The following is an 18,455-nucleotide window of genomic DNA, read 5'->3' on the forward strand; positions in this document are numbered from 1 at the left end:
TTTAAAAATGAGGTTGAAAAAGTTCATAATTTTAGTTTTAATTTTTTTCAACATCACAAATTCACAGAACCTAAAAATTGGTGGCTATATTCAGGCGGATGACAGATTAAGATGGAAGGATAAGAAAATTTCGTGGGAGGAATATCGGCTTGATTTAACAGGGGAAGTTGTGCTTGATAATGTTAAGTTCTATTCAGAGTTATGGTTTAGAAATTTTGGCTCAAGTGATGCAAATAAATTATTTGATTTAATTGACAAGGATAAAGTTGAACCTTTGAACATTGACCTTCGTGAGGCGTATGTTGATGTTAAGGGATTTATCTTTGAAAATGTTGATCTAAAGATTGGAAGACAAAGAATAGCGTGGGGAACTGCTGATAAACTCAATCCAACTGATAATTTGAATCCAGACGATCTTGAAGATATATGGGACTACGGAAGACATCTTGGCTCAAATTCGGTGAAACTTTCCGTATATGCTGGTAATTTTACCTTTACAGGTGTTTTTATCCCGACATTTACTCCAGCAGTTTTGCCAAGAGGTGATTGGCTTGATATATTTGCTGATGAATTTTCCTTCGGGACAGATGAAAAACAATTAAATTTGATAAGAGAAAAAATTTTTATAAAAAATCCAGAACCGACTCTAAAAGACGCTTCAAAATTTGGATTGAAAATTTCAACCAATATCTCTGGTTTTGATTTTTCGTTAAGTTATGTGCAAGGTAGAGATGATATTCCGATATTGAAAAAGGTTTTCGTAAGTGATTTAACTTTGAGTTCGTTGGATTCAGTTATTTTGATATTTCCGAAGATGAAAATAGTTGGTTTTGATTTTGCTGGTGATCTTGGTGGAGTTGGTGTGTGGGGTGAAGCAGGTGTCTTTTTCCCAGAGAAAGTTGTTTTTGAATATGTTTTGTATCGCTTGGGAAGTGAAAGCATAATTTATTCAAGCGACATTCTTGAAGAAAAAAATTACACTCGTTTTGTTTTGGGGATGGATTATAGTTTTAAAAATGGCGTTTATTTGAACATGCAATATCTTCACGGATTTTTGCACGAGCGTGGGCGTGGGAATTTGAGAAACTATTTAGTTTTCAATGTTGAGAAAAAATTTTTTGACGACAAACTTAAATTTAACTTTTTAAGCGGTGGGATTGAGTTCAAGCGTTTGAGCGATGTTAGAAACAATTATGCTTTCATTTACAATCCGCAGATAAGTTATAGTCCGATTGATAATTTTGAGTTTTCTTTGGGTGGAAGATTGATTGATGGTAAAGGCAGAACGATGTTTGGGAGGATCAAGGATAGAGACGAGGTATATTTGAGGGTGAAATATAGTTTTTGAAATAAAAAAGGCGGTCGTAAAGACCGCCTTTGTTTTTAGAGCGTTACCTTTGGTGCGTTGTTAAATCTGTTAACAACTACGCTCCAGTCAATCGCCTTGAAAAATGCTTCAATATAATCTGCTTTCTTCAAACCGTAGTCAATCATATAAGCGTGTTCAAAGACATCCATAATTAAAAGCGGGATTGAACCAGCAAGATGCCCAAGGTCGTGTTCATTTATCCAAGTGTTAAACAATCTGTTTGCAACTGGATCAAGGTAAAGGACAACCCAGCCAATACCTCTCATTCCTCCAGTTGATTTAAAATCTTTTTCCCAGTTTTCATACGAACCGAAATCTTCGGTTAATTTTTTGTAAAATGCCGAACCTTTGTCAAGTTCTTTGCCACCTTTGATCATGTTTCCAAAGTAATACTCGTGAAGTCGCATTCCGTTGAATTCCCATCCAAATCTTCTCTTCAATTCAGCATATTCTGGTGTTCCAACTTTTCCTTCTTTAATCATCTGTGCAAGTATATCTGCAAGTTTGTTCGTATTTGTCACATAACCTTGATAAAGTGTAAAGTGATTTTTCAAAAGTTGATCGCTGAAACCAGGCGTTCCGAGGAGATGATCAAAGTTTTTGGCTTCGTAAGGCATTTTTACCTCCTTTTTTTGTTTTGTTTGTGAAAAAAGATTTGAAAATTTCAAAAATGGCAAAGTCAAAACTGTCAAACCAACTTTTTTCAAAAATGTTCGCCTTGAGATCATAGCTTCACCATTCTTAATTTTAAACGGAGAATGAATGACCGCAACCGCAACTTCTTGTTGAATTTGGATTATGAAACACAAAGCCACGACCCATTAAACTATCCACAAAATCAAGCTCCGTCCCTTCAAGATAAAATAAACTTTTCGGGTCAACTGTAACTTTAATTCCGTTTGAAAAGAAGACGATGTCATTTTCTTTTACTTCATCAAAAATCAAAACATAAGTGAAACCAGAGCAACCACCAGCTTTTACTCCAACTCTCAAAGCATAATCGCTGGGTATTTCGTTTTCCTGAATTATCTGTTTGATCTCTTTAGCTGCTCTATCTGTGATTTTTATTTTTTCAATTTGCTCCTGATTTATCTGACTCATTTTAATCCTCCGATGTTAAGTTTTTGTTTCTCCTTCTTTTTGAACGCTTTGTTTCTTAAACGCAGGGTAATTTAATGTCCATACCCTGTTATACTCATTTTTCACGGTTTTAAAAATTCCTTTTTCAACCATGAATTCTGAAAACTTTTGCGCCAGATATTCCGCCTCTGAAAAACTTATTTTTCTTCCTTTGTTAAGAAAATAATCAATTATCGCATATTCAATGTCACGGACGAAAACATTTGACAAGTGATAAAGTGGATAACGCTGCTTCATAAAGTTTAAAAATTCTTCCCAATTATCCTGAAGGATTTTCACTTCCTTCATCTCTTTCATCGGTTCAATTTCAGGTTTTGTTTTAGAGTTTTGTTATCTCTTTTTTCAATTTATACTTCGGCGAAATACTTCGCAAATGATTTACAACTTCAACGATGCGATTTATGACATAATCAATTTCTTCTTCCGTGTTAAACCTTCCGATGCCAAATCTTATTGCGCTTGAGATAAGGTCATCGTTTAATCCGATTGCTTTTAAAACATGTGATTTTTCAACGCTTGCGGAAGAGCAAGCCGAGCCAGTTGATAGTGCAACCTCTTTCATTCCCATAAGAATTGCTTCGCTTTCAACTCCGTAAAAACTTAAATTTAAATTATTTGGCAATCTTTGTGTTGGGTGACCGTTTAGATAGACATCTTCAAGTTTATTCATTATTCCATTTTGAAGTTTATCACGCAGATATTTTGTTCTTTCTGCTTCATTTTTCATTTCAAGTTTTGCTATTTCACAAGCTTTCCCAAAGCCAACTATCCCAGGGACATTTAACGTTCCTGATCTTAATCCATTTTCATGTCCACCGCCATCAATGATTGGGACAATTTTTATTTTTGGTGTTTTCCTTTTTATGAAAAGTGCCCCGATTCCTTTTGGACCATAAAGTTTATGGGCGGAGACAGACATAAGGTCAATGTTAAGTTTTTGAACATCAATCGGGACTTTGCCCAGCGCCTGTGCTGCGTCGGTGTGGAATAAAACATTCATTTCAGAACAAATTTTCCCAATCTCTTCAATTGGTTCAATCGTTCCAATTTCATTGTTCGCAAACATCACACTTACAAGTATTGTCTCGGAAGTAATTCGCTTTTTTATCTCGTCTGGATCAACCACGCCGTATTTGTCAACGGGGAGGTAATCAATTTTGAATCCAATTTTTTCAAGTCGCTTGCATGTGTCAAGCGTTGCTTTGTGCTCAATTTGAGTTGTGATTATATGCTTTCCTTTTTCAGCGTAAGCAAGCGCAATACCTTTGAGAGCAAGATTTATTGATTCGGTTGCCCCGCTTGTGAAAATTATTTCCCTTGGATTTGCGTTGATGAGCTCTGCGATTTGTTTTCTTGCAAGTTCAACAGCGGATTCAGCTTCCCATCCGAATTGATGCTGACGGCTTGCGGGATTGCCAAATTTTTCAGTAAAATACGGAAGCATTGCTTCAAGAACGCGCGGGTCAACGGGCGTAGTTGCATGATTGTCAAGATAAATTGGAAAGCGCAGAGCCATTTTTGGAATTTTATTTTTTGAAAATTTTTACCGCTTTTTTCAATGCCTCAATAAATCTGTCAATTTCTTCAAAAGTGTTGTAAATATAAAAACTTGCTCTCACAGTGTTATCAACCCCAAGTCGCGCCAGAAGTGGCTGTGTGCAATGATTTCCAGAACGAACCGCTATTCCGTGTTGATCAAGAACCCCGGCGACATCGTGAGGATGAATGCCACGGATGTTAAATGAAATCACGCCAAGGCGATTTTCCCTTGGTCCGTAAATTTCAATATCAGGAATTTCGCACATCTTTTCAAACGCATAATTCAAAAGTTCTTTCTCGTGTTCAAAAACTTTATCCATCCCTATGTTTTGAAGATAATCAACCGCTGCACCAAGTCCAATTCCACCAGCCACATTTGGCGTTCCAGCTTCAAATTTCCACGGAAGTTCGTTCCATGTTGCACCTTCTGTTGTAACAGTGCTTATCATATCCCCACCGTAGAGAAATGGATTCATTTCTTCTAGAATTTCACGGCGTGCATATAGAAATCCAATTCCAGTTGGACCAAGCATCTTGTGTCCAGAGGCGACGAAAAAGTCGCATCCGATATCCTGAACATCAATTTTAATATGCGGGGTTGATTGAGCACCGTCAATTAAAACATAGCAACCTTTTGATTTTGCGATTTGAGTTATTTCCTTAACAGGATTTATCGTTCCGAGGACATTTGAAGCATGGACAACACCAACAAGTTTTGTCTTTGAAGTTATCAATTTTTCAAATTCTTCAATCTTCAAATTTCCATCATCAGTTATATCAACAAATTTTAAAACGATGCCTTTAAACTTCTTTAACCATTGCCACGGAACGATGTTTGAATGATGTTCCATAATTGTGACGAGTACCTCATCTCCCTCTTTCAAATTTGAAAGTCCCCAAGCATAAGCAACTAAATTTACCGCCTCAGTTGCATTTCTTGTGAAAACTATCTCTCTCCACGATTTTGCGTTGATAAACTTTGCAACTTTTTTATGTGCTTCTTCATAAGCAACCGTTGCCTCATAACTTAAAGCATGAACGGCGCGGCGAATGTTTGCATTCATTTTCTCATAGAAATTTTTAACTGTGTCAATAACTTGTTTCGGTCTTTGGGTTGTAGCTGCATTGTCAAAATAGATGATGGGATAACCGTTTACAATTCGGTTTAAAATTGGAAAATCATTTCTTATTTTTTCAATGTCAATTTTTGCTGTGATTGTTTCGTTTTGCTCTCTCATTGTGGTTTCACTTTTAAATTTTTATGTAGATTTTATCACCATCAACTTTAACATCGTATTTTTCAAGTGGCTCTGATGCGGGAAGTCTCACAACATCACCTGTTCTTATGTTAAATTGAGCGCCATGCCACGGGCATGTTAAAATCTCTCCATCAATTTCCGCATCATTTAATTCAAGTTCCATATGAGAGCATTGATTTTTAAAAGCAAAAAATTCACCGTTTAAATTTATCAAAATTATTGATTCACCATTAACCTCAAAAACCTTCAACTCGCCATTTTTAACATCACTTGTCTTGGCAATTTCAATATATTCACTCGTGAGCGTCATAGGTTAAAAAATTTTGTTTTTAGTCCTCTTCGCCAGGCCATGTGTTAATTCCATAAATTCCCGCTTTTAAAACTTTTAAAGCAAGGAGAGCACACTTTAATCTTATCGGGCTTATCGGAATTCCAAGTGCGTTTAGCATATCATCTTTGCTGAAATTTTTCACCTCTTCAAGCGTCTTTCCCTTTACTATCTCTGTCAAAATAGATGCAGATGCTTGACTTATTGTGCAACCTTTTCCCGTAAATTTGATGTCAGATATTTTGTTGTCTTCAAGTTTAATTTCAATTCTAATTTGATCGCCACAGGATGGATTTCCTTCTTCGTGGACTATGTCAGGGTTTTCAAGATGTCCGAAGTTTCTTGGATTCTGATAATGGTCAAGCAAAATTTCCATTTGAAGTTCGTCCATTGACATCTCAAAAATTTATTTGTAAAGTGTTTTTCATGTGTTCCATTTTTGATGTATCATTTCCTGAATCCTTTCACGCACAAAATCAATTCTAATCTCGTCAAATGCTGGCAAAAGAAAACCTTCAACGATTGTTTTTCTCGCTTCGCTTTCGGTCAAACCACGTGACACAAGGTAAAAAATTTGTTCTTCATCAATTTGCCCGACTGTTGCGCCGTGTCCAGCTCTGACATTGGCATTTTTAATCTGAAGTGATGGAATGGCGTTTGCCCGTGCGCCCGGATTTAAAAGCATAGCGTGTTCACTCAAAAACGAATCTGAATCGTGAGCGTCTTTCTCAATGTCAACAAGTCCATAGAAAACCGCTCGTGCTTTATCTTTGAGAACACCTCGCATTACGACATCACTTTTCGTATATGGACTTATGTGCTGAGTGTGACTTGTTAAATCAAAATGTTGGTTATCGTTGCCGAAAGTAATTTGAACATCCCTTAATTCAGCTCCGGGTTTTTCAAGGAATGCCTCGTGTCTTGAAATTGTTAATTTTCCACCAAGCCAATTTCCGATGAAATTTATCTTCGCATCTTTTTCAGGGACGAAAATTCTTTCAACATAATTATAAATTCCACTTGCTAAATTATTTATGTGAATAAAATTAACATTGCTCCCTTCTCCACCAAAGATCTCGCTTATATTTGTTACAACCGCATATTCATTGCCGAGACAACAGTGATTTTCTTCAACTATCGTTGCATGCGAATTACGACCAACCAGTATCAAATTATGCGAGAAAATCCCAGCGTTTTCAGCTTGAACTTCGTTTACAATATAAATTGGTCTGTCAAGTTCAACATTGTCGGGAATGTAAATGAAGACGCCAGCGTTTAAAAGCGCAAGATGAAGTGCAGAAAATTTATTTCGGTCGTATTTAAATTTTGTAAAGATTTTTTCTCTTATTAATTCTTCATACCTTCTCAATGCGTCGGAAAGCGGTAAGACAATAACTTTGTCCGCATACTTTGGAGAAATGTGATATTTTGTAGATAAATTTGCTTGAACTATGAAAATGTCAAGTTTATTTATATCAAAAAGAACCTTGTTCGGGTTTCCAGAGACATGCGGGTTTAAAATCTCGGGGTTAAATCCTTTTATCTTTGTATACTTTGATTCAGGAAGGGGTAAAGGATCAAAAATTTCAAGCGCTTGAATTCGTTTTTCGGTAAGCCATGAAGGTTCATTTCTCTGTGTTGAAATTTTATTTATCGTTTCTATTGACAAACAATTCGGCAATGTTATTTCAGACATAATCTATGCTCCACCGTATTAGTTTTCGTGATAAAATTAAGAAAAATTGACAAAATTAGCAACCGCCTCTTTCAACGACGGATTCACATAAAGAAGCGGTAAAAATCTCTACTTCTCCAAATTGATAAAACGGTTTCATAAAGTTTTCAACATTTTCGCGACTTTCTGATTCAATAAACAAAAACAATCTATGTGAACCGTTCGCGACACCTTCGGATTTAATGTTAACTTTGTAATCGTTTGCGGAAGCGAGATGTTTTAAAAGCATTTGCCCAAGTTCTGGATTTTTCGCTGGGCAGTTATTTGCATCGTGTCTATGCTGAACGATGAAAAGTGGCATCTTTCTCACCTTTTTAAATTTTATTTTTAACTTTTGAACTCTTAAACCCTTGAAGCACTAAACTTATCCTATCGCTCCTTCCATTTCAAGTTTAATAAGCTTGTTAAGTTCAATTGCATAATCAAGAGGGAGCTCTTTTGCGAATGGCTCAATGAATCCAAGAACAACAAGTGTAAGAGCTTCACTTTCCGTCAAACCACGGCTCATAAGATAGAAAAGTTGATCCTCACTTATTTTTCCAACTGTTGCCTCATGACCGATGCTGACGAGCTCTTCTTCAATTTCCATATATGGATATGTGTCAGACCTTGAAAATTCATCAAGCATCAAAGCATCGCATCTTACAGTTGATTTAACACCAATTGCGCCTTTTTGAACTTTTACAAGCCCTCTATAACTTGTTCTTCCACCATCTTTGCTTATTGATTTAGATACAATGTTGCTTGTTGTATAAGGTGCAGCGTGGATTATCTTCGCTCCTGTATCTTGATGTTGACCTGCTCCCGCGTATGCTATTGAGAGAATTTCTGCCTTTGCACCCTTGCCCATAAGATAAACCGCAGGATATTTCATCGTTACTTTGCTACCAAGATTTCCATCAACCCATTCAACAAATGCACCTTCATAAGCGACAGCTCTTTTTGTTACAAGATTATAAACATTTTTTGACCAGTTTTGAACAGTTGTATATCTAACATGAGAACCTGGCATTGCTATTATCTCCACGACTGCGCTGTGTAAAGAATCTTCACTATAAACAGGAGCAGTGCAACCCTCAATATAATGAACCTCAGCACCTTCTTCTGCTATTATGAGCGTTCTCTCAAATTGCCCGACGCTTTCAGCATTTATTCTGAAATATGCTTGAAGCGGAAAATCAACCTTTACACCCTTCGGAACATAAACAAAACTTCCACCACTCCACACAGCACTGTTTAACGCTGCAAATTTATTATCTTCGGGCGGGACAACGGTTCCAAAATATCTCTTTACAATATCTGGGTACTCTCTTACTGCCGTATCCATATCCGTAAATATAACTCCCTTCTTCATAAGGTCCTCTCTTAAACTGTGATAAACGACTTCAGATTCATATTGAGCTCCAACGCCGGCAAGAAATTTACGCTCAGCTTCTGGAATTCCAAGTCGTTCAAATGTTTTTCTTATTTTCTCCGGGACCTCATCCCACGAACGACCCTTTCTATCCGTTGGTTTGATGTAATAAATATATTCGTCAAAATTTATCTCTGATAAATCAGCGCCCCATGTTGGCATTGGTTTCTTCAGGAAAATTTCAAGTGAGCGTAATCTAAACTGACGCATCCATTCTGGCTCATTTTTCCAATAAGAAATTTCCTCAACAATTTCTCTACTTAACCCGCGCTTTGCTTGATAAACATATTTCACCTCATCTTTAAAGTCGTACTTTGAATAATCAAGATCTATTCTATTTTTGATTGCCTCTGCCATGGCTAAATCTCCTGAATTTAATTTTTAAAATTAATCTGCTGCTTCAGCTGTTGTTTCCCTTATCCAAGCATAACCTTCTTGCTCAAGTTTCTCAACTATCTCTGGACCACCAGACTTAACTATTTTTCCATCAAGCATAATGTGGACAAAATCTGGCTTAATGTAGTTTAAAATCCTTTGATAGTGTGTTATCATAACTATTCCAAGTTCCGGGTTGCGAACAGAGTTAACAACATCGGCAACGATTTTAAGCGAATCAATGTCAAGTCCCGAATCCGGTTCATCAAGAAAAGCTATTGTTGGCTTTAACATAGCCATTTGCAAAATTTCCATTCGTTTCTTCTCTCCACCTGAAAAACCAACTCCTATTGGTCTATATACAAAAATTTCGCTCATGTTAAGTTTTTTTATCTTCTCAAGCAATTCTTTTTTATAATCAACTACGGATTTAGGAAGTTGCTTTATCCTTGGGGATGTTGAATCAAGATTATTTGCCTGGATCGCTTTCCAGAGAAAGTTGAACAATGTCACGCCTGGGACCTCAACCGGATACTGGAATGCGAGAAAAAGTCCAAGTTTTGCTCTCTCATCAGGTTTTAAATCAAGAATGCTTTTCCCTTCAAAAAGTATATCTCCTTTTTCAACTTTATATTTTGGGTGCCCCATGATTGTATAAGCAAGTGTGCTTTTACCTGAACCATTGGGTCCCATCAACGCATGGATTTCTCCTTTATTGACTGTAAAGTCAAGTCCTTTTAAAATTTCCTTACCGTCAACGCTAACATAAAGGTCTTTGACTTCAAGTGTTGGCATTTTTTCTCTCCTGTTTGTTAATTAACGTGTTTTGTTTGTTTATTGTTAAAACTTTTTCGGGATAGATGCAATCTCGTTCAATTACATCTTGAAGTGTTATATTTTCAAGAATTTTTATCAACTTTGCCTCAACTTCATGCCAGATATCTGCTTGTCCACAGCAGGAGGTGAAAACGCACGAAGATCCCGGCGTATCAAAACATTCAATCATTTTCAATTCACCTTCAACCGCTTCATAAACTTGTTTTAAGGTTATTTCAGATGGCATTTTTTTCAATGAATAGCCACCATTTGGTCCAAATTCTGAAAATATAATACCTGCTTTAACGAGTTGCCTCATCACCTTGGCAAGATAACTAAGCGGTATCTTTTGATTTTCTGCAATTTCTTTCATTAAAATTGATCTTCTGCTGGGTTGTTTCCCAAGGTAAATCAGCGTTCTCACTGCGTAATCAAGTGTTTTTGAAATTATCATTTTAGGTTAAAATTTAATTTTGGACTTTATATATCCACGATGTAAATATAATAAATTTAAAATCAAAAGTCAAATTTTGGCTGTTGATTTTGAGTGTGGTTAAATTTTTGCAAATCTTGACTTTTTGGGTTTTTGATATTATATTTATAATGCCTTCCGCGGTAGCTCAATTGGCAGAGCAGCTGGCTGTTAACCAGCGGGTTGCAGGTTCGAGTCCTGCCCGCGGAGCTTTTTTATTTTTGACCTTCTGAATTTTGTGAGCGTGATTGTTTTTAAGGGGAGGGAGTTTTTAGGTGTTAAGTTTTTGACCGCAAAATTTCAAGAAGTTTTTTCATATCATCGGGAAGTTCTGAATCAAATTTCATAAATTCATTTCTTGCTGGATGTATAAAACCAAGCGTCTTTGCGTGGAGTGCTTGTCTGGGCATTATCTTTAAGAGTTCATCAACGAATAATTTCTTCTTTCTATCAATTCCACCCCATGCAATTCTTCTTCCACCATAAGTTGGGTCTCCGAAGACGGGATGCCCTATGTGCGAAAGATGAACTCTTATCTGGTGGGTTCGTCCTGTTTTCAATTTCAATTTAACAAGCGAAAGGAAATCAAATTTTTCAAGCACTTCATATTCGGTTATCGCTGGTTTACCACCTTTGACGACGGTGAATTTTGTTCTATCACTTTTGCTTCTTCCAAGTTCTGCCTCAATTACACCACGATTTGAATTAAAATGTCCCCATACAATTGCCCAGTATTCACGCTCAACAGTTTTGTGGAAAAATTGTTTAGCAAGATGACGGTGTGTTTCATCATCTTTTGCAACAACGAGAAGACCACTTGTATCTTTGTCAAGGCGATGAACTATGCCCGGACGAACTTCATCTCCAGAAATGTTGACTTTTGAAAGTTTTGAACAATGATATAAAAGAGCATTCACAAGCGTTCCTGTATAATTTCCATGTCCTGGGTGCGTTACCATACCTGCGGGTTTATTTACAACGAGAAGATATTCATCTTCATAAACTATGTCAAGTGGAATTGGTTCAGGTGTGAGTTCAGGTCTTGGCTCTTTGGGGATTTTTACAATTATTTTTTCTCCGGGTGAAATTTTATGGCTTGGTTTTACGGTGTGACCATTTACAAGGACAAGCCCAGATTCAATGAGTTTTTCTATTTTGCTTCTGCTTGCGTTTTCAATTTGATTGGTGAGAAATTTGTCAATTCTTTCTCTTTTTTCAACATTTGGAACGATAATTTCAATCTCTTTCAAAATTTTTATTTTCCCCGATATTTCAACAATCTCATCATTTTGTTTCCCCTTCATCGGTTCCAAGCGTTTCGGCGTTTATTTCTTCAATCTGAATTTGTTGCGGTTCTTTATGGTGAGCGAAAAGCAAAATTAAAACTCCAATCGTCACGGAAGCATCGGCTATGTTAAAAATTGGCCAGCGATCAATGTGATATCCGAAAATTTTTATATCAAAAAAGTCAATATCAATGAAATCAACAACCCTACCGTGGAAAATTTTGCCATAATTGAAAATAACTCCGTAGAAAATTCTGTCAATCAAGTTTCCAATTGCTCCGCCAAGTATCATCCCAAGTGAAAGTCGCGTTGCAAAGTTTCCATTTCTAACTTTGTAAAGGTAAGCGAAGACAATTATAACTGCAATGAGAGCAAGGAGCGTAAGATAAAATTTATTCCCCAAATTTATACCGAATGCGATCCCGGGATTTTCAGTGTATGTTATCCTTACAAGGTCTCCGATGACTTGCTTTGTTTCACCGATTCTCATCCCTTCAACTTTTATCCCGAGCGAAGGGATTTCAAAACCTCGGACGAGAAGTTTTGTTGTCTGATCCAGCAAAATTATAAGCAGTGAGACATAGAGTATTTTCACGGAGTTTTAGAATTTTTTCTTTTGAGCAAGTTTGCATTCAATACAAAGTTGCGTGTGCGGAACGGCTTCAAGGCGACGTTTATCAATTAACTTTCCACAGCTTATACAAACTCCATAAGTTCCTCGTTCAATTCGCATAAGTGCAGCATCAATGTAGTTTAACATCTTTTCTTCGCGTGCGATAAAGAACATGGTTTTTTCTCTTTCTTCTGTTTCAGTCCCGTATTCCATATGGATTGAATACGGAGTTCCAACCGGCTTATCGTTTTGCGTTGTTGATTCAATGAGAGATTGTCTATGGGCTTCAAGCATCTCAAGTATCTCTTGCCGTTTCTTCAAGAGGATTTCCTTGAAATGTTGAAGTTCTTCTTTTGTATACGAGGTCTTTTGCGTTTGTTCTCCGGTGCTTGGTGTATTTTGTTTGAGCTGTTCTGTTTGAGATTCAGTCGGGGTTGTGGCTGTTTGAATTGTTTCTGCTTTCTTTTGAACCTTCTTTCTTTGCTTCTTTACTTCTTTTTTTCTCGTTTTCTTTCCCGTGGAGCGTTTACGGGATTGGGTTTTTTTGCTCTTTGCTTTCTTCTTTTTTGCTGGCATATCTTACCTCATAAAATTTTTTTAATTCAATTTGACTCTTTCAATGGAAATTTCACATGGCTCGTCATTTACATCCCAAGATTTAACATATTCAGCAGGTTTAAAGTCGTCGCTTAATTCAACCGCAAGCGTTTCGTTTTTAATGTAATCGCTTAATGCAAACACTGCCTTTTTCAACCTTTCTGATTCAGTTTTGAAGAAGATACGAATTCTATCTGTCACTTCAAAGTTTGCCTCCTTTCTCATGTTTTGAACTCTATTCACAAATTCACGGGCGAATCCTTCATTTATCAATTCTTCTGTCAATTCCGTATCAAGTGCGACTGTTATAACTCCATCTGATTCAACAACCCAACCTTTGATGTTTTCGCTATAAATATCAACATCATCTTTTAGAATTTCAACTTTTTCTCCATCAATGTTAAGTTCAATCCTTCCGTTGTTTTCAAGTTCTTTTATCTGTGATTTGTTAAGTTCTTTAATCGCTTGTGCAATTTTTTGGGCTTTTTTGCCGAATTTAGGTCCTATTGATTTGAAATTTGGTTTCGCTTTTTTCTCAACTATTTCTGAATCGTCATCAACATATTCAATCGCTTTGACATTTATCTCATCAAGAATTACATCTTTCATCGTTTCAATTTGTGATTTTTCAAATTCATCTGAGACGGGGATTATAATTTTTTTCAGTGGTTGTCGGACTTTAAGATTAGTTTTCGCTCTCAATGATCTTACGATGTAGACAATTCTTTGTGCAAGTTCCATTCGTTTTTCAAGTTCAATGTCAATTTCTTCTTCATTTGGTTCGGGTATATAAGCAAGATGGACGGATTCATAAGGTTCTTTTTTGGTTACCGAATTGAGATTGCGATATATTTCATCGGCGAGAAATGGTGCAAATGGAGCCATAAGTTTTGCGATTGTTATCAAGCACTCGTAGAGAGTTTGAAATGCGGATATTTTATCTTTTTCAACGCCACTTTTCCAAAATCTTCTTCTGCTTCTTCGGACATACCAGTTTGAAAGTTGATCAATTGTGAAATCGGAAATTAAACGTGCTGCTTTTGTAAGGTCATATTCATCCATTGCTTCAATGTAATTTTTGACAAGTGAATTAAGCATTGAGATTATCCATCTGTCAATTTCGGGTCTTTCTTTTACAGGTATTCTTTCCTCTGAATAGGTGAAATTGTCAATGTTTGCGTAAAGTGTGAAGAAAGAATAGGTGTTAAGAAGTGTGCTGAAGAACTTTCTTTGAATTTCAACAATATCTTCTTCGTTGAAAAGTTTTGGTTTCCATGGCGGGCTCACGGACATAAGATACCATCTTACGGAATCAGCTCCGTATTTCTCAACGACTTCAAATGGATCAACGACATTTCCTCTTGATTTTGACATCTTTTGACCTTCTTTATCAAGTATGAGTTCATTCACGACAACGTGTTTATAAGCGGGTGAATCAAAAAGAAAACTTGAAATTGCATGCAGAGAATAAAACCATCCTCGTGTTTGGTCAATTCCCTCAGCTATGAAATCGGCGGGGGAATTCTCCTTGAAGAGTTCAACATTTTCAAATGGATAATGGAATTGAGCAAAAGGCATAGCCCCCGAATCAAACCACACATCTATAACTTCTGGGGTTCTTCTCATTTCTCCACCGCACTTTTTACAATCAAATGTGATCTGATCAACGAAAGGTTTATGCAGGTCAAGCGGTTCTGGGACATTCTTTCCTTCTTTTTTCAATTCCTCAATGCTACCGATAGCTCTTGCGTCCCCGCATTTTTCGCAAATCCATATGTTAAGTGGGGTTCCCCAGAATCTATCTCTTGAAAGAGCCCAATCTTTATTTTCTTCAAGCCAGTTTCCAAATCTACCTGATCCAACCTCCGGTGGATGCCAGTTGATTTGTTTGTTAAGTTCAATCATTCTATCAACATAGCGAGTTGTGCTTATATACCAAGATTCACGGGCATAGTAAAGCAACGGAGTTTTGCATCTCCAACAATGGGGATAGCTGTGGACGATGGTTTCTTTCTTGTAAAGCAGTCCTCGTGATTTTAAATTTTGAATTATCTCAGGATCTGCATCTTTTACAAATTTTCTTTTGAAATCAACAACTTCATCTGTAAATTCACCGCTTTTATCAACAGGTTGAAGCGTGGGAAGATCATATTCTTTCCCAACCTGATAATCTTCCTCACCAAAGGCGGGCGCAATGTGAACGATTCCAGTTCCATCTTCCGTGCTGACGAAATCAGCTGTTACGACATAAAATGCTTTTTTATCAACAGGAATATAACTGAACAATCTCTCGTATTCTCTTCCTTTCAAATCTTTGCCTTTAAATTCTCCAATAATTTCATAATCTCCGTCTATTACGACCAATCTATCTTTTGCGAGGATCAGGTTTTCACCCTTATGAGAAATTTTAACATAAGTAACTTCGGGATGAACCGCTAATGCGACATTTGAGATTAAAGTCCAAGGCGTTGTCGTCCAGACGAGGAAATAAGTGTTTTCTTCATCTTTTGCCTTCATTTTGACATAAATTGATGGATCTTTCACATCTTCATAACCTTGTGCGACTTCGTGAGAAGAAAGTGGAGTTTCACATCTTGGACAATATGGCTGGATTTTATAACCTTTGTAAATGTATCCACGATCAAAAAATTGTTTCAGCGCCCACCAAATTGATTCAATGTATTCATTTGTGAAAGTTATATATGCATTCTCAAGGTCAATCCAATATCCAATTCTTTCTGTCATTTCCTCCCAATCGTCAAGATACTCAAAGACGGACTTTTTGCATTCTTGATTGAATTTTTCTATTCCGTATTCAATTATCTCGTCTTTATGTTTTATTCCAAGTTTTTTCTCAATTTCAATTTCAACGGGAAGACCGTGCGTGTCCCATCCTGCTTTGCGATAAACTTTAAACCCGCGCATTGTTTTATATCTGCAGACGAGGTCTTTTATCGTTCGGCTCATAACATGGTGAATCCCGGGGCGACCATTTGCGGTGGGTGGTCCTTCGTAAAATGTAAAGTTTGGTCTTCCTTCTCTCGTTGCAATGCTCTTTTCAAAAATTTTATTCTCCTTCCAAAATTTTAAAATCCCTCGTTCAAGTTCTGAATATCTGATCTTATCGTTAAGTTCTTTATACATTTTCCGTCGTCTTTGGATTTATTTTTAAAAACAAAGTTTTATTCAGTGGCGCCGAAATATAAAAGAAAGAATCCACAAGATCAAAGTCAAAATTATGCTAACGAGAATGCTTGTCGTGAGCGGGAAATAAAATGTAAAGTTTCGTTTTTGAATCAGTATATCACCGGGCAATCTACCGATGAATGGGACTTTGCCACCAATTTTATCTGCGATTAAAAATATAACGCCAAAGATAAAGAGCAACGCTCCAAAAAGCATCAAAATTTTTCCGACCGATTGAAACATGGCTTTTTAAACATTAATTTTTTCAACGAGCCGTTTCATTAATAAAGTTAATTTCGGTTCCGTCTCAGATGCAACTCTTATAACTTCTTCAACGCTTAAAGGTTGAAGTGCGTCCGGGAAGCATTCATCTGTGATAACGGAGATTCCAAAAACTTTCATTCCCATATGATTTGCAACGATATTTTCTGGAACTGTTGACATTCCAACTGCATCCGCACCAATAAGACGCAGGAATCTGTATTCAGCTCTTGTTTCAAGGCTTGGACCTGTCATCGCAACATAAACGCCTTTTTGAACTCTGATTCTCTCTTCAAGCGCAACTTGTTCTGCAAGTTCTATAAGTTCTTTGCTATACGGCTCGGACATATCTGGAAATCTCGGACCAAGTTCGTCATCATTTGGACCGATCAAGGGATTATCCCCGAGCAAGTTTATATGATCCGTTATTATCATAAGATCGCCTTTTCTGAAAAGCGGATTTAATCCACCAGCTGCGTTTGAAATTAAAAGATACTTAACACCTAAAAATTTCATAACACGAACTGGGAAAGTTATCTGCTTCATTGAATAACCCTCGTAATAGTGAAATCTTCCCTGCATTGCGACAACATCTTTGCCGGATAATTTGCCGAAAATTAATTTTCCATGATGTGATTCAACTGTTGAAATTGGAAAATGCGGTATTTCCGCATAATCAATGATTGTTTCAGCTTGGATTTCCTTTGCAAGTCCCCCAAGCCCTGTTCCAAGTATAATTCCAATTTTTGGTTCAAGTTTTGTCTTAGTCCTTATGAAGTTTAATGCCTCCATTATTTGCTGTTTGAGTTCGCTCATATTTTCTCTCACTTTTTTATTGGTCAAGATTTTTAATTATATCGTCAAGTTTTATCTTTTCCTCAATTTTTTCTTTTGTTTCTTGCTTTGTGGCAGGTTCAACAAGATTTAATTTTTCAAGTTCGGAGGAGAGAAAATTTTTCAATTCTTTTAAAATTCTCTCTTTTTCAAGTTTTAAAAACTGGACTTCGTTTTCAATTTTTGCAAGTTCAAGTTTTGCTCTATCAATGGTTTCCTTTGCTTTAAGTTCCGCTTCTTGAATTATAAGTTCCGCCTGCTTCTTAGCATTTTCAAGTGTTTTGGTTGCTGTCTCCTGTGCCTGTGTGACCGCAAGATGAAGGTTTCTTTCAATCTGCTTGTAAGTTGACACTTCAGTTTCAAGCATTGCGATTTTTTCTTTCAATTCTTTGTTCTCTTGCAAGAGATTTTCATATTCAGAAGCGAGCATTTCAAGATAAACTCTAACTTCCTCAACATTATAACCTCTGAAAGATTTTCTAAATTGCTGTTTTTTGATCGCAAGGGGTGTGAATTTCATTTTATCACCATTTTAATTTCTTGGTCCAAATATCGCCGTCCCAATTCTGACAAGTGTTGCTCCTTCTTCAACTGCGACTTCAAAATCGTTGCTCATTCCCATTGATAAATGTTTCATCTCAACATTTTTCAAATTAAGTTTTGCGATTTCATCTTTTAATTCACGCAATAACCTAAACATTGGGCGAACTTCTTCTGGATTCGGAAGGAATGCTGCAACCGTCATCAATCCTTTAACTCTTAAAAATTTACAATTTTCAGAAATTTGTTTGACAAGGTCAATTGTTTCCTCGGGCTTAACTCCATATTTCGTTTCTTCGCCCGATGTGTTAACTTCAATCAAGATGTCTATGACTCTATTTATTTTTTTCGCTCTTTTATCAATTTCAAGCGCAAGTTTCAAGCTATCAACCGAATGAATTAGATAGATGAAATCAACGATGTATTTAACTTTGTTTGTTTGTAGATGACCTACAAAATGCCATCTGACATTTTCTATTGAATTTTTCTTTTCAAGGAGCTCCTGAACCCTATTTTCTCCGATATCAGTTATCCCTAAGTTAATTGCTTCTTTAATTTTTTCAATTGGTACTGTTTTCGTGACCGCTACAATACTAACCTCGTCGGGATTTCGCCCGACCTTCAAGCAGGATTTTTGAATTCTCTGTTTTACTTTCAAAATGTTTTCCGCTATTGACATCAGATTAAAGAG

General features: G+C 36.7%; 21 protein-coding genes and 1 tRNA gene. 2 read left to right on the plus strand and 20 right to left on the minus strand.

The window, feature by feature from the left end:
* Window positions 1-7: 7 nt before the first annotated feature.
* Entirely contained in the window at window positions 8-1,348 is a 1,341-nt protein-coding gene (locus tag AWW83_RS03965) for a DUF1302 family protein (RefSeq protein ID WP_092348840.1), read from the plus strand.
* A 35-nt stretch (window positions 1,349-1,383) separates the two neighbouring features.
* Here AWW83_RS03965 and AWW83_RS03970 read toward each other — a convergent pair whose 3' ends face one another.
* The 12 genes from AWW83_RS03970 to AWW83_RS04025 form a co-directional block, all read right to left on the minus strand.
* The gene (locus AWW83_RS03970; protein ID WP_092349125.1) at window positions 1,384-1,986 is read right to left on the minus strand and encodes a superoxide dismutase; all 603 of its coding nucleotides are present in this window, start codon (window positions 1,984-1,986) and stop codon (window positions 1,384-1,386) included.
* A gap of 130 nt (window positions 1,987-2,116) precedes the next feature.
* Window positions 2,117-2,470: a HesB/IscA family protein gene (locus AWW83_RS03975; protein WP_092348843.1), complete on the minus strand. Its 354-nt coding sequence runs from the start codon at window positions 2,468-2,470 to the stop codon at window positions 2,117-2,119.
* 15 nt (window positions 2,471-2,485) lie between these two features.
* The gene (locus tag AWW83_RS03980; RefSeq protein WP_159421100.1) at window positions 2,486-2,797 is read right to left on the minus strand and encodes a hypothetical protein; all 312 of its coding nucleotides are present in this window, start codon (window positions 2,795-2,797) and stop codon (window positions 2,486-2,488) included.
* Window positions 2,798-2,828: 31 nt separating this feature from the next.
* Window positions 2,829-4,025 carry an IscS subfamily cysteine desulfurase gene (locus AWW83_RS03985; RefSeq protein WP_092348849.1) on the minus strand — a complete coding sequence of 399 codons (1,197 nt, stop codon included), beginning with the start codon at window positions 4,023-4,025 and terminating at the stop codon, window positions 2,829-2,831.
* Window positions 4,026-4,035: 10 nt separating this feature from the next.
* Window positions 4,036-5,286, minus strand: coding sequence for a cysteine desulfurase (locus AWW83_RS03990; protein WP_092348852.1), 1,251 nt, complete (start codon window positions 5,284-5,286; stop codon window positions 4,036-4,038).
* A 13-nt stretch (window positions 5,287-5,299) separates the two neighbouring features.
* The gene (locus AWW83_RS03995) at window positions 5,300-5,617 is read right to left on the minus strand and encodes a Rieske (2Fe-2S) protein (protein WP_092348855.1); all 318 of its coding nucleotides are present in this window, start codon (window positions 5,615-5,617) and stop codon (window positions 5,300-5,302) included.
* Between the two features lie 19 nt (window positions 5,618-5,636).
* A complete protein-coding gene (gene sufU / locus AWW83_RS04000; protein WP_092349128.1) occupies window positions 5,637-6,026 on the minus strand; it encodes a Fe-S cluster assembly sulfur transfer protein SufU in 390 nt (129 codons plus the stop codon).
* 33 nt (window positions 6,027-6,059) lie between these two features.
* The gene (gene sufD, locus AWW83_RS04005) at window positions 6,060-7,331 is read right to left on the minus strand and encodes a Fe-S cluster assembly protein SufD (RefSeq protein WP_092348858.1); all 1,272 of its coding nucleotides are present in this window, start codon (window positions 7,329-7,331) and stop codon (window positions 6,060-6,062) included.
* Window positions 7,332-7,386: 55 nt separating this feature from the next.
* On the minus strand, window positions 7,387-7,671 hold the full coding sequence (locus AWW83_RS04010) for a DUF3303 family protein (RefSeq protein ID WP_092348861.1): 285 nt from the start codon (window positions 7,669-7,671) through the stop codon (window positions 7,387-7,389).
* A 63-nt stretch (window positions 7,672-7,734) separates the two neighbouring features.
* The gene (gene sufB / locus AWW83_RS04015; protein WP_092348864.1) at window positions 7,735-9,141 is read right to left on the minus strand and encodes a Fe-S cluster assembly protein SufB; all 1,407 of its coding nucleotides are present in this window, start codon (window positions 9,139-9,141) and stop codon (window positions 7,735-7,737) included.
* A 30-nt stretch (window positions 9,142-9,171) separates the two neighbouring features.
* Entirely contained in the window at window positions 9,172-9,954 is a 783-nt protein-coding gene (gene sufC / locus AWW83_RS04020) for a Fe-S cluster assembly ATPase SufC (RefSeq protein ID WP_092348867.1), read from the minus strand.
* A complete protein-coding gene (locus AWW83_RS04025; RefSeq protein WP_092348870.1) occupies window positions 9,941-10,429 on the minus strand; it encodes an RrF2 family transcriptional regulator in 489 nt (162 codons plus the stop codon). The genes sufC and AWW83_RS04025 overlap by 14 nt, the downstream gene beginning before the upstream one ends.
* A gap of 155 nt (window positions 10,430-10,584) precedes the next feature.
* On the opposite strand from AWW83_RS04025, the gene AWW83_RS04030 reads away from it, so the two are divergent.
* Window positions 10,585-10,657: transfer RNA gene (locus AWW83_RS04030), tRNA-Asn, on the plus strand.
* A 68-nt stretch (window positions 10,658-10,725) separates the two neighbouring features.
* Here the strand turns inward: AWW83_RS04030 and AWW83_RS04035 are convergent.
* Genes AWW83_RS04035 through AWW83_RS04070 form a run of 8 tightly spaced genes read right to left on the minus strand, consistent with a single transcriptional unit; the run spans window position 10,726 to window position 18,443 of the window.
* Entirely contained in the window at window positions 10,726-11,751 is a 1,026-nt protein-coding gene (locus AWW83_RS04035; RefSeq protein WP_092348873.1) for an RluA family pseudouridine synthase, read from the minus strand.
* Window positions 11,732-12,328, minus strand: a complete 597-nt coding sequence (lspA, locus tag AWW83_RS04040) for a signal peptidase II (protein ID WP_092348876.1) — start codon at window positions 12,326-12,328, stop codon at window positions 11,732-11,734. The genes AWW83_RS04035 and lspA overlap by 20 nt, the downstream gene beginning before the upstream one ends.
* A 6-nt stretch (window positions 12,329-12,334) precedes the next feature.
* Window positions 12,335-12,922, minus strand: coding sequence for a TraR/DksA family transcriptional regulator (locus tag AWW83_RS04045; protein ID WP_092348879.1), 588 nt, complete (start codon window positions 12,920-12,922; stop codon window positions 12,335-12,337).
* Between the two features lie 21 nt (window positions 12,923-12,943).
* Complete coding sequence (gene ileS, locus AWW83_RS04050; protein ID WP_092348882.1) at window positions 12,944-16,087, minus strand: isoleucine--tRNA ligase; 3,144 nt, start codon at window positions 16,085-16,087, stop codon at window positions 12,944-12,946.
* A gap of 42 nt (window positions 16,088-16,129) precedes the next feature.
* The gene (locus AWW83_RS04055; protein ID WP_092348885.1) at window positions 16,130-16,372 is read right to left on the minus strand and encodes a DUF2905 domain-containing protein; all 243 of its coding nucleotides are present in this window, start codon (window positions 16,370-16,372) and stop codon (window positions 16,130-16,132) included.
* A gap of 6 nt (window positions 16,373-16,378) precedes the next feature.
* On the minus strand, window positions 16,379-17,206 hold the full coding sequence (locus tag AWW83_RS04060; RefSeq protein WP_092349131.1) for a purine-nucleoside phosphorylase: 828 nt from the start codon (window positions 17,204-17,206) through the stop codon (window positions 16,379-16,381).
* Between the two features lie 16 nt (window positions 17,207-17,222).
* Window positions 17,223-17,744, minus strand: a complete 522-nt coding sequence (locus AWW83_RS04065) for a DivIVA domain-containing protein (RefSeq protein WP_092348888.1) — start codon at window positions 17,742-17,744, stop codon at window positions 17,223-17,225.
* Window positions 17,745-17,756: 12 nt separating this feature from the next.
* Window positions 17,757-18,443 carry a YggS family pyridoxal phosphate-dependent enzyme gene (locus AWW83_RS04070; RefSeq protein WP_092348891.1) on the minus strand — a complete coding sequence of 229 codons (687 nt, stop codon included), beginning with the start codon at window positions 18,441-18,443 and terminating at the stop codon, window positions 17,757-17,759.
* Window positions 18,444-18,455 lie beyond the last annotated feature (12 nt).

This window comes from Candidatus Chryseopegocella kryptomonas, from assembly GCF_001536065.1.
GTDB classification, from domain to species: Bacteria; Bacteroidota; Ignavibacteria; order Kryptoniales; family Kryptoniaceae; genus Kryptonium; species Kryptonium kryptomonas.

Bases quoted from the DNA above. Each gene is read 5' to 3' on its own strand.
- AWW83_RS03965 (WP_092348840.1), top strand. From the start codon at position 8: ATGAGGTTGAAAAAGTTCATAATTTTAGTTTTAATTTTTTTCAACATC.
- AWW83_RS03970 (WP_092349125.1), bottom strand. From the start codon at position 1,986: ATGCCTTACGAAGCCAAAAACTTTGATCATCTCCTCGGAACGCCTGGT.
- AWW83_RS03975 (WP_092348843.1), bottom strand. From the start codon at position 2,470: ATGAGTCAGATAAATCAGGAGCAAATTGAAAAAATAAAAATCACAGAT.
- AWW83_RS03980 (WP_159421100.1), bottom strand. From the start codon at position 2,797: ATGAAGGAAGTGAAAATCCTTCAGGATAATTGGGAAGAATTTTTAAAC.
- AWW83_RS03985 (WP_092348849.1), bottom strand. From the start codon at position 4,025: ATGGCTCTGCGCTTTCCAATTTATCTTGACAATCATGCAACTACGCCC.
- AWW83_RS03990 (WP_092348852.1), bottom strand. From the start codon at position 5,286: ATGAGAGAGCAAAACGAAACAATCACAGCAAAAATTGACATTGAAAAA.
- AWW83_RS03995 (WP_092348855.1), bottom strand. From the start codon at position 5,617: ATGACGCTCACGAGTGAATATATTGAAATTGCCAAGACAAGTGATGTT.
- sufU (WP_092349128.1), bottom strand. From the start codon at position 6,026: ATGGACGAACTTCAAATGGAAATTTTGCTTGACCATTATCAGAATCCA.
- sufD (WP_092348858.1), bottom strand. From the start codon at position 7,331: ATGTCTGAAATAACATTGCCGAATTGTTTGTCAATAGAAACGATAAAT.
- AWW83_RS04010 (WP_092348861.1), bottom strand. From the start codon at position 7,671: ATGCCACTTTTCATCGTTCAGCATAGACACGATGCAAATAACTGCCCA.
- sufB (WP_092348864.1), bottom strand. From the start codon at position 9,141: ATGGCAGAGGCAATCAAAAATAGAATAGATCTTGATTATTCAAAGTAC.
- sufC (WP_092348867.1), bottom strand. From the start codon at position 9,954: ATGCCAACACTTGAAGTCAAAGACCTTTATGTTAGCGTTGACGGTAAG.
- AWW83_RS04025 (WP_092348870.1), bottom strand. From the start codon at position 10,429: ATGATAATTTCAAAAACACTTGATTACGCAGTGAGAACGCTGATTTAC.
- AWW83_RS04035 (WP_092348873.1), bottom strand. From the start codon at position 11,751: ATGAAGGGGAAACAAAATGATGAGATTGTTGAAATATCGGGGAAAATA.
- AWW83_RS04045 (WP_092348879.1), bottom strand. From the start codon at position 12,922: ATGCCAGCAAAAAAGAAGAAAGCAAAGAGCAAAAAAACCCAATCCCGT.
- ileS (WP_092348882.1), bottom strand. From the start codon at position 16,087: ATGTATAAAGAACTTAACGATAAGATCAGATATTCAGAACTTGAACGA.
- AWW83_RS04055 (WP_092348885.1), bottom strand. From the start codon at position 16,372: ATGTTTCAATCGGTCGGAAAAATTTTGATGCTTTTTGGAGCGTTGCTC.
- AWW83_RS04060 (WP_092349131.1), bottom strand. From the start codon at position 17,206: ATGAGCGAACTCAAACAGCAAATAATGGAGGCATTAAACTTCATAAGG.
- AWW83_RS04065 (WP_092348888.1), bottom strand. From the start codon at position 17,744: ATGAAATTCACACCCCTTGCGATCAAAAAACAGCAATTTAGAAAATCT.
- AWW83_RS04070 (WP_092348891.1), bottom strand. From the start codon at position 18,443: ATGTCAATAGCGGAAAACATTTTGAAAGTAAAACAGAGAATTCAAAAA.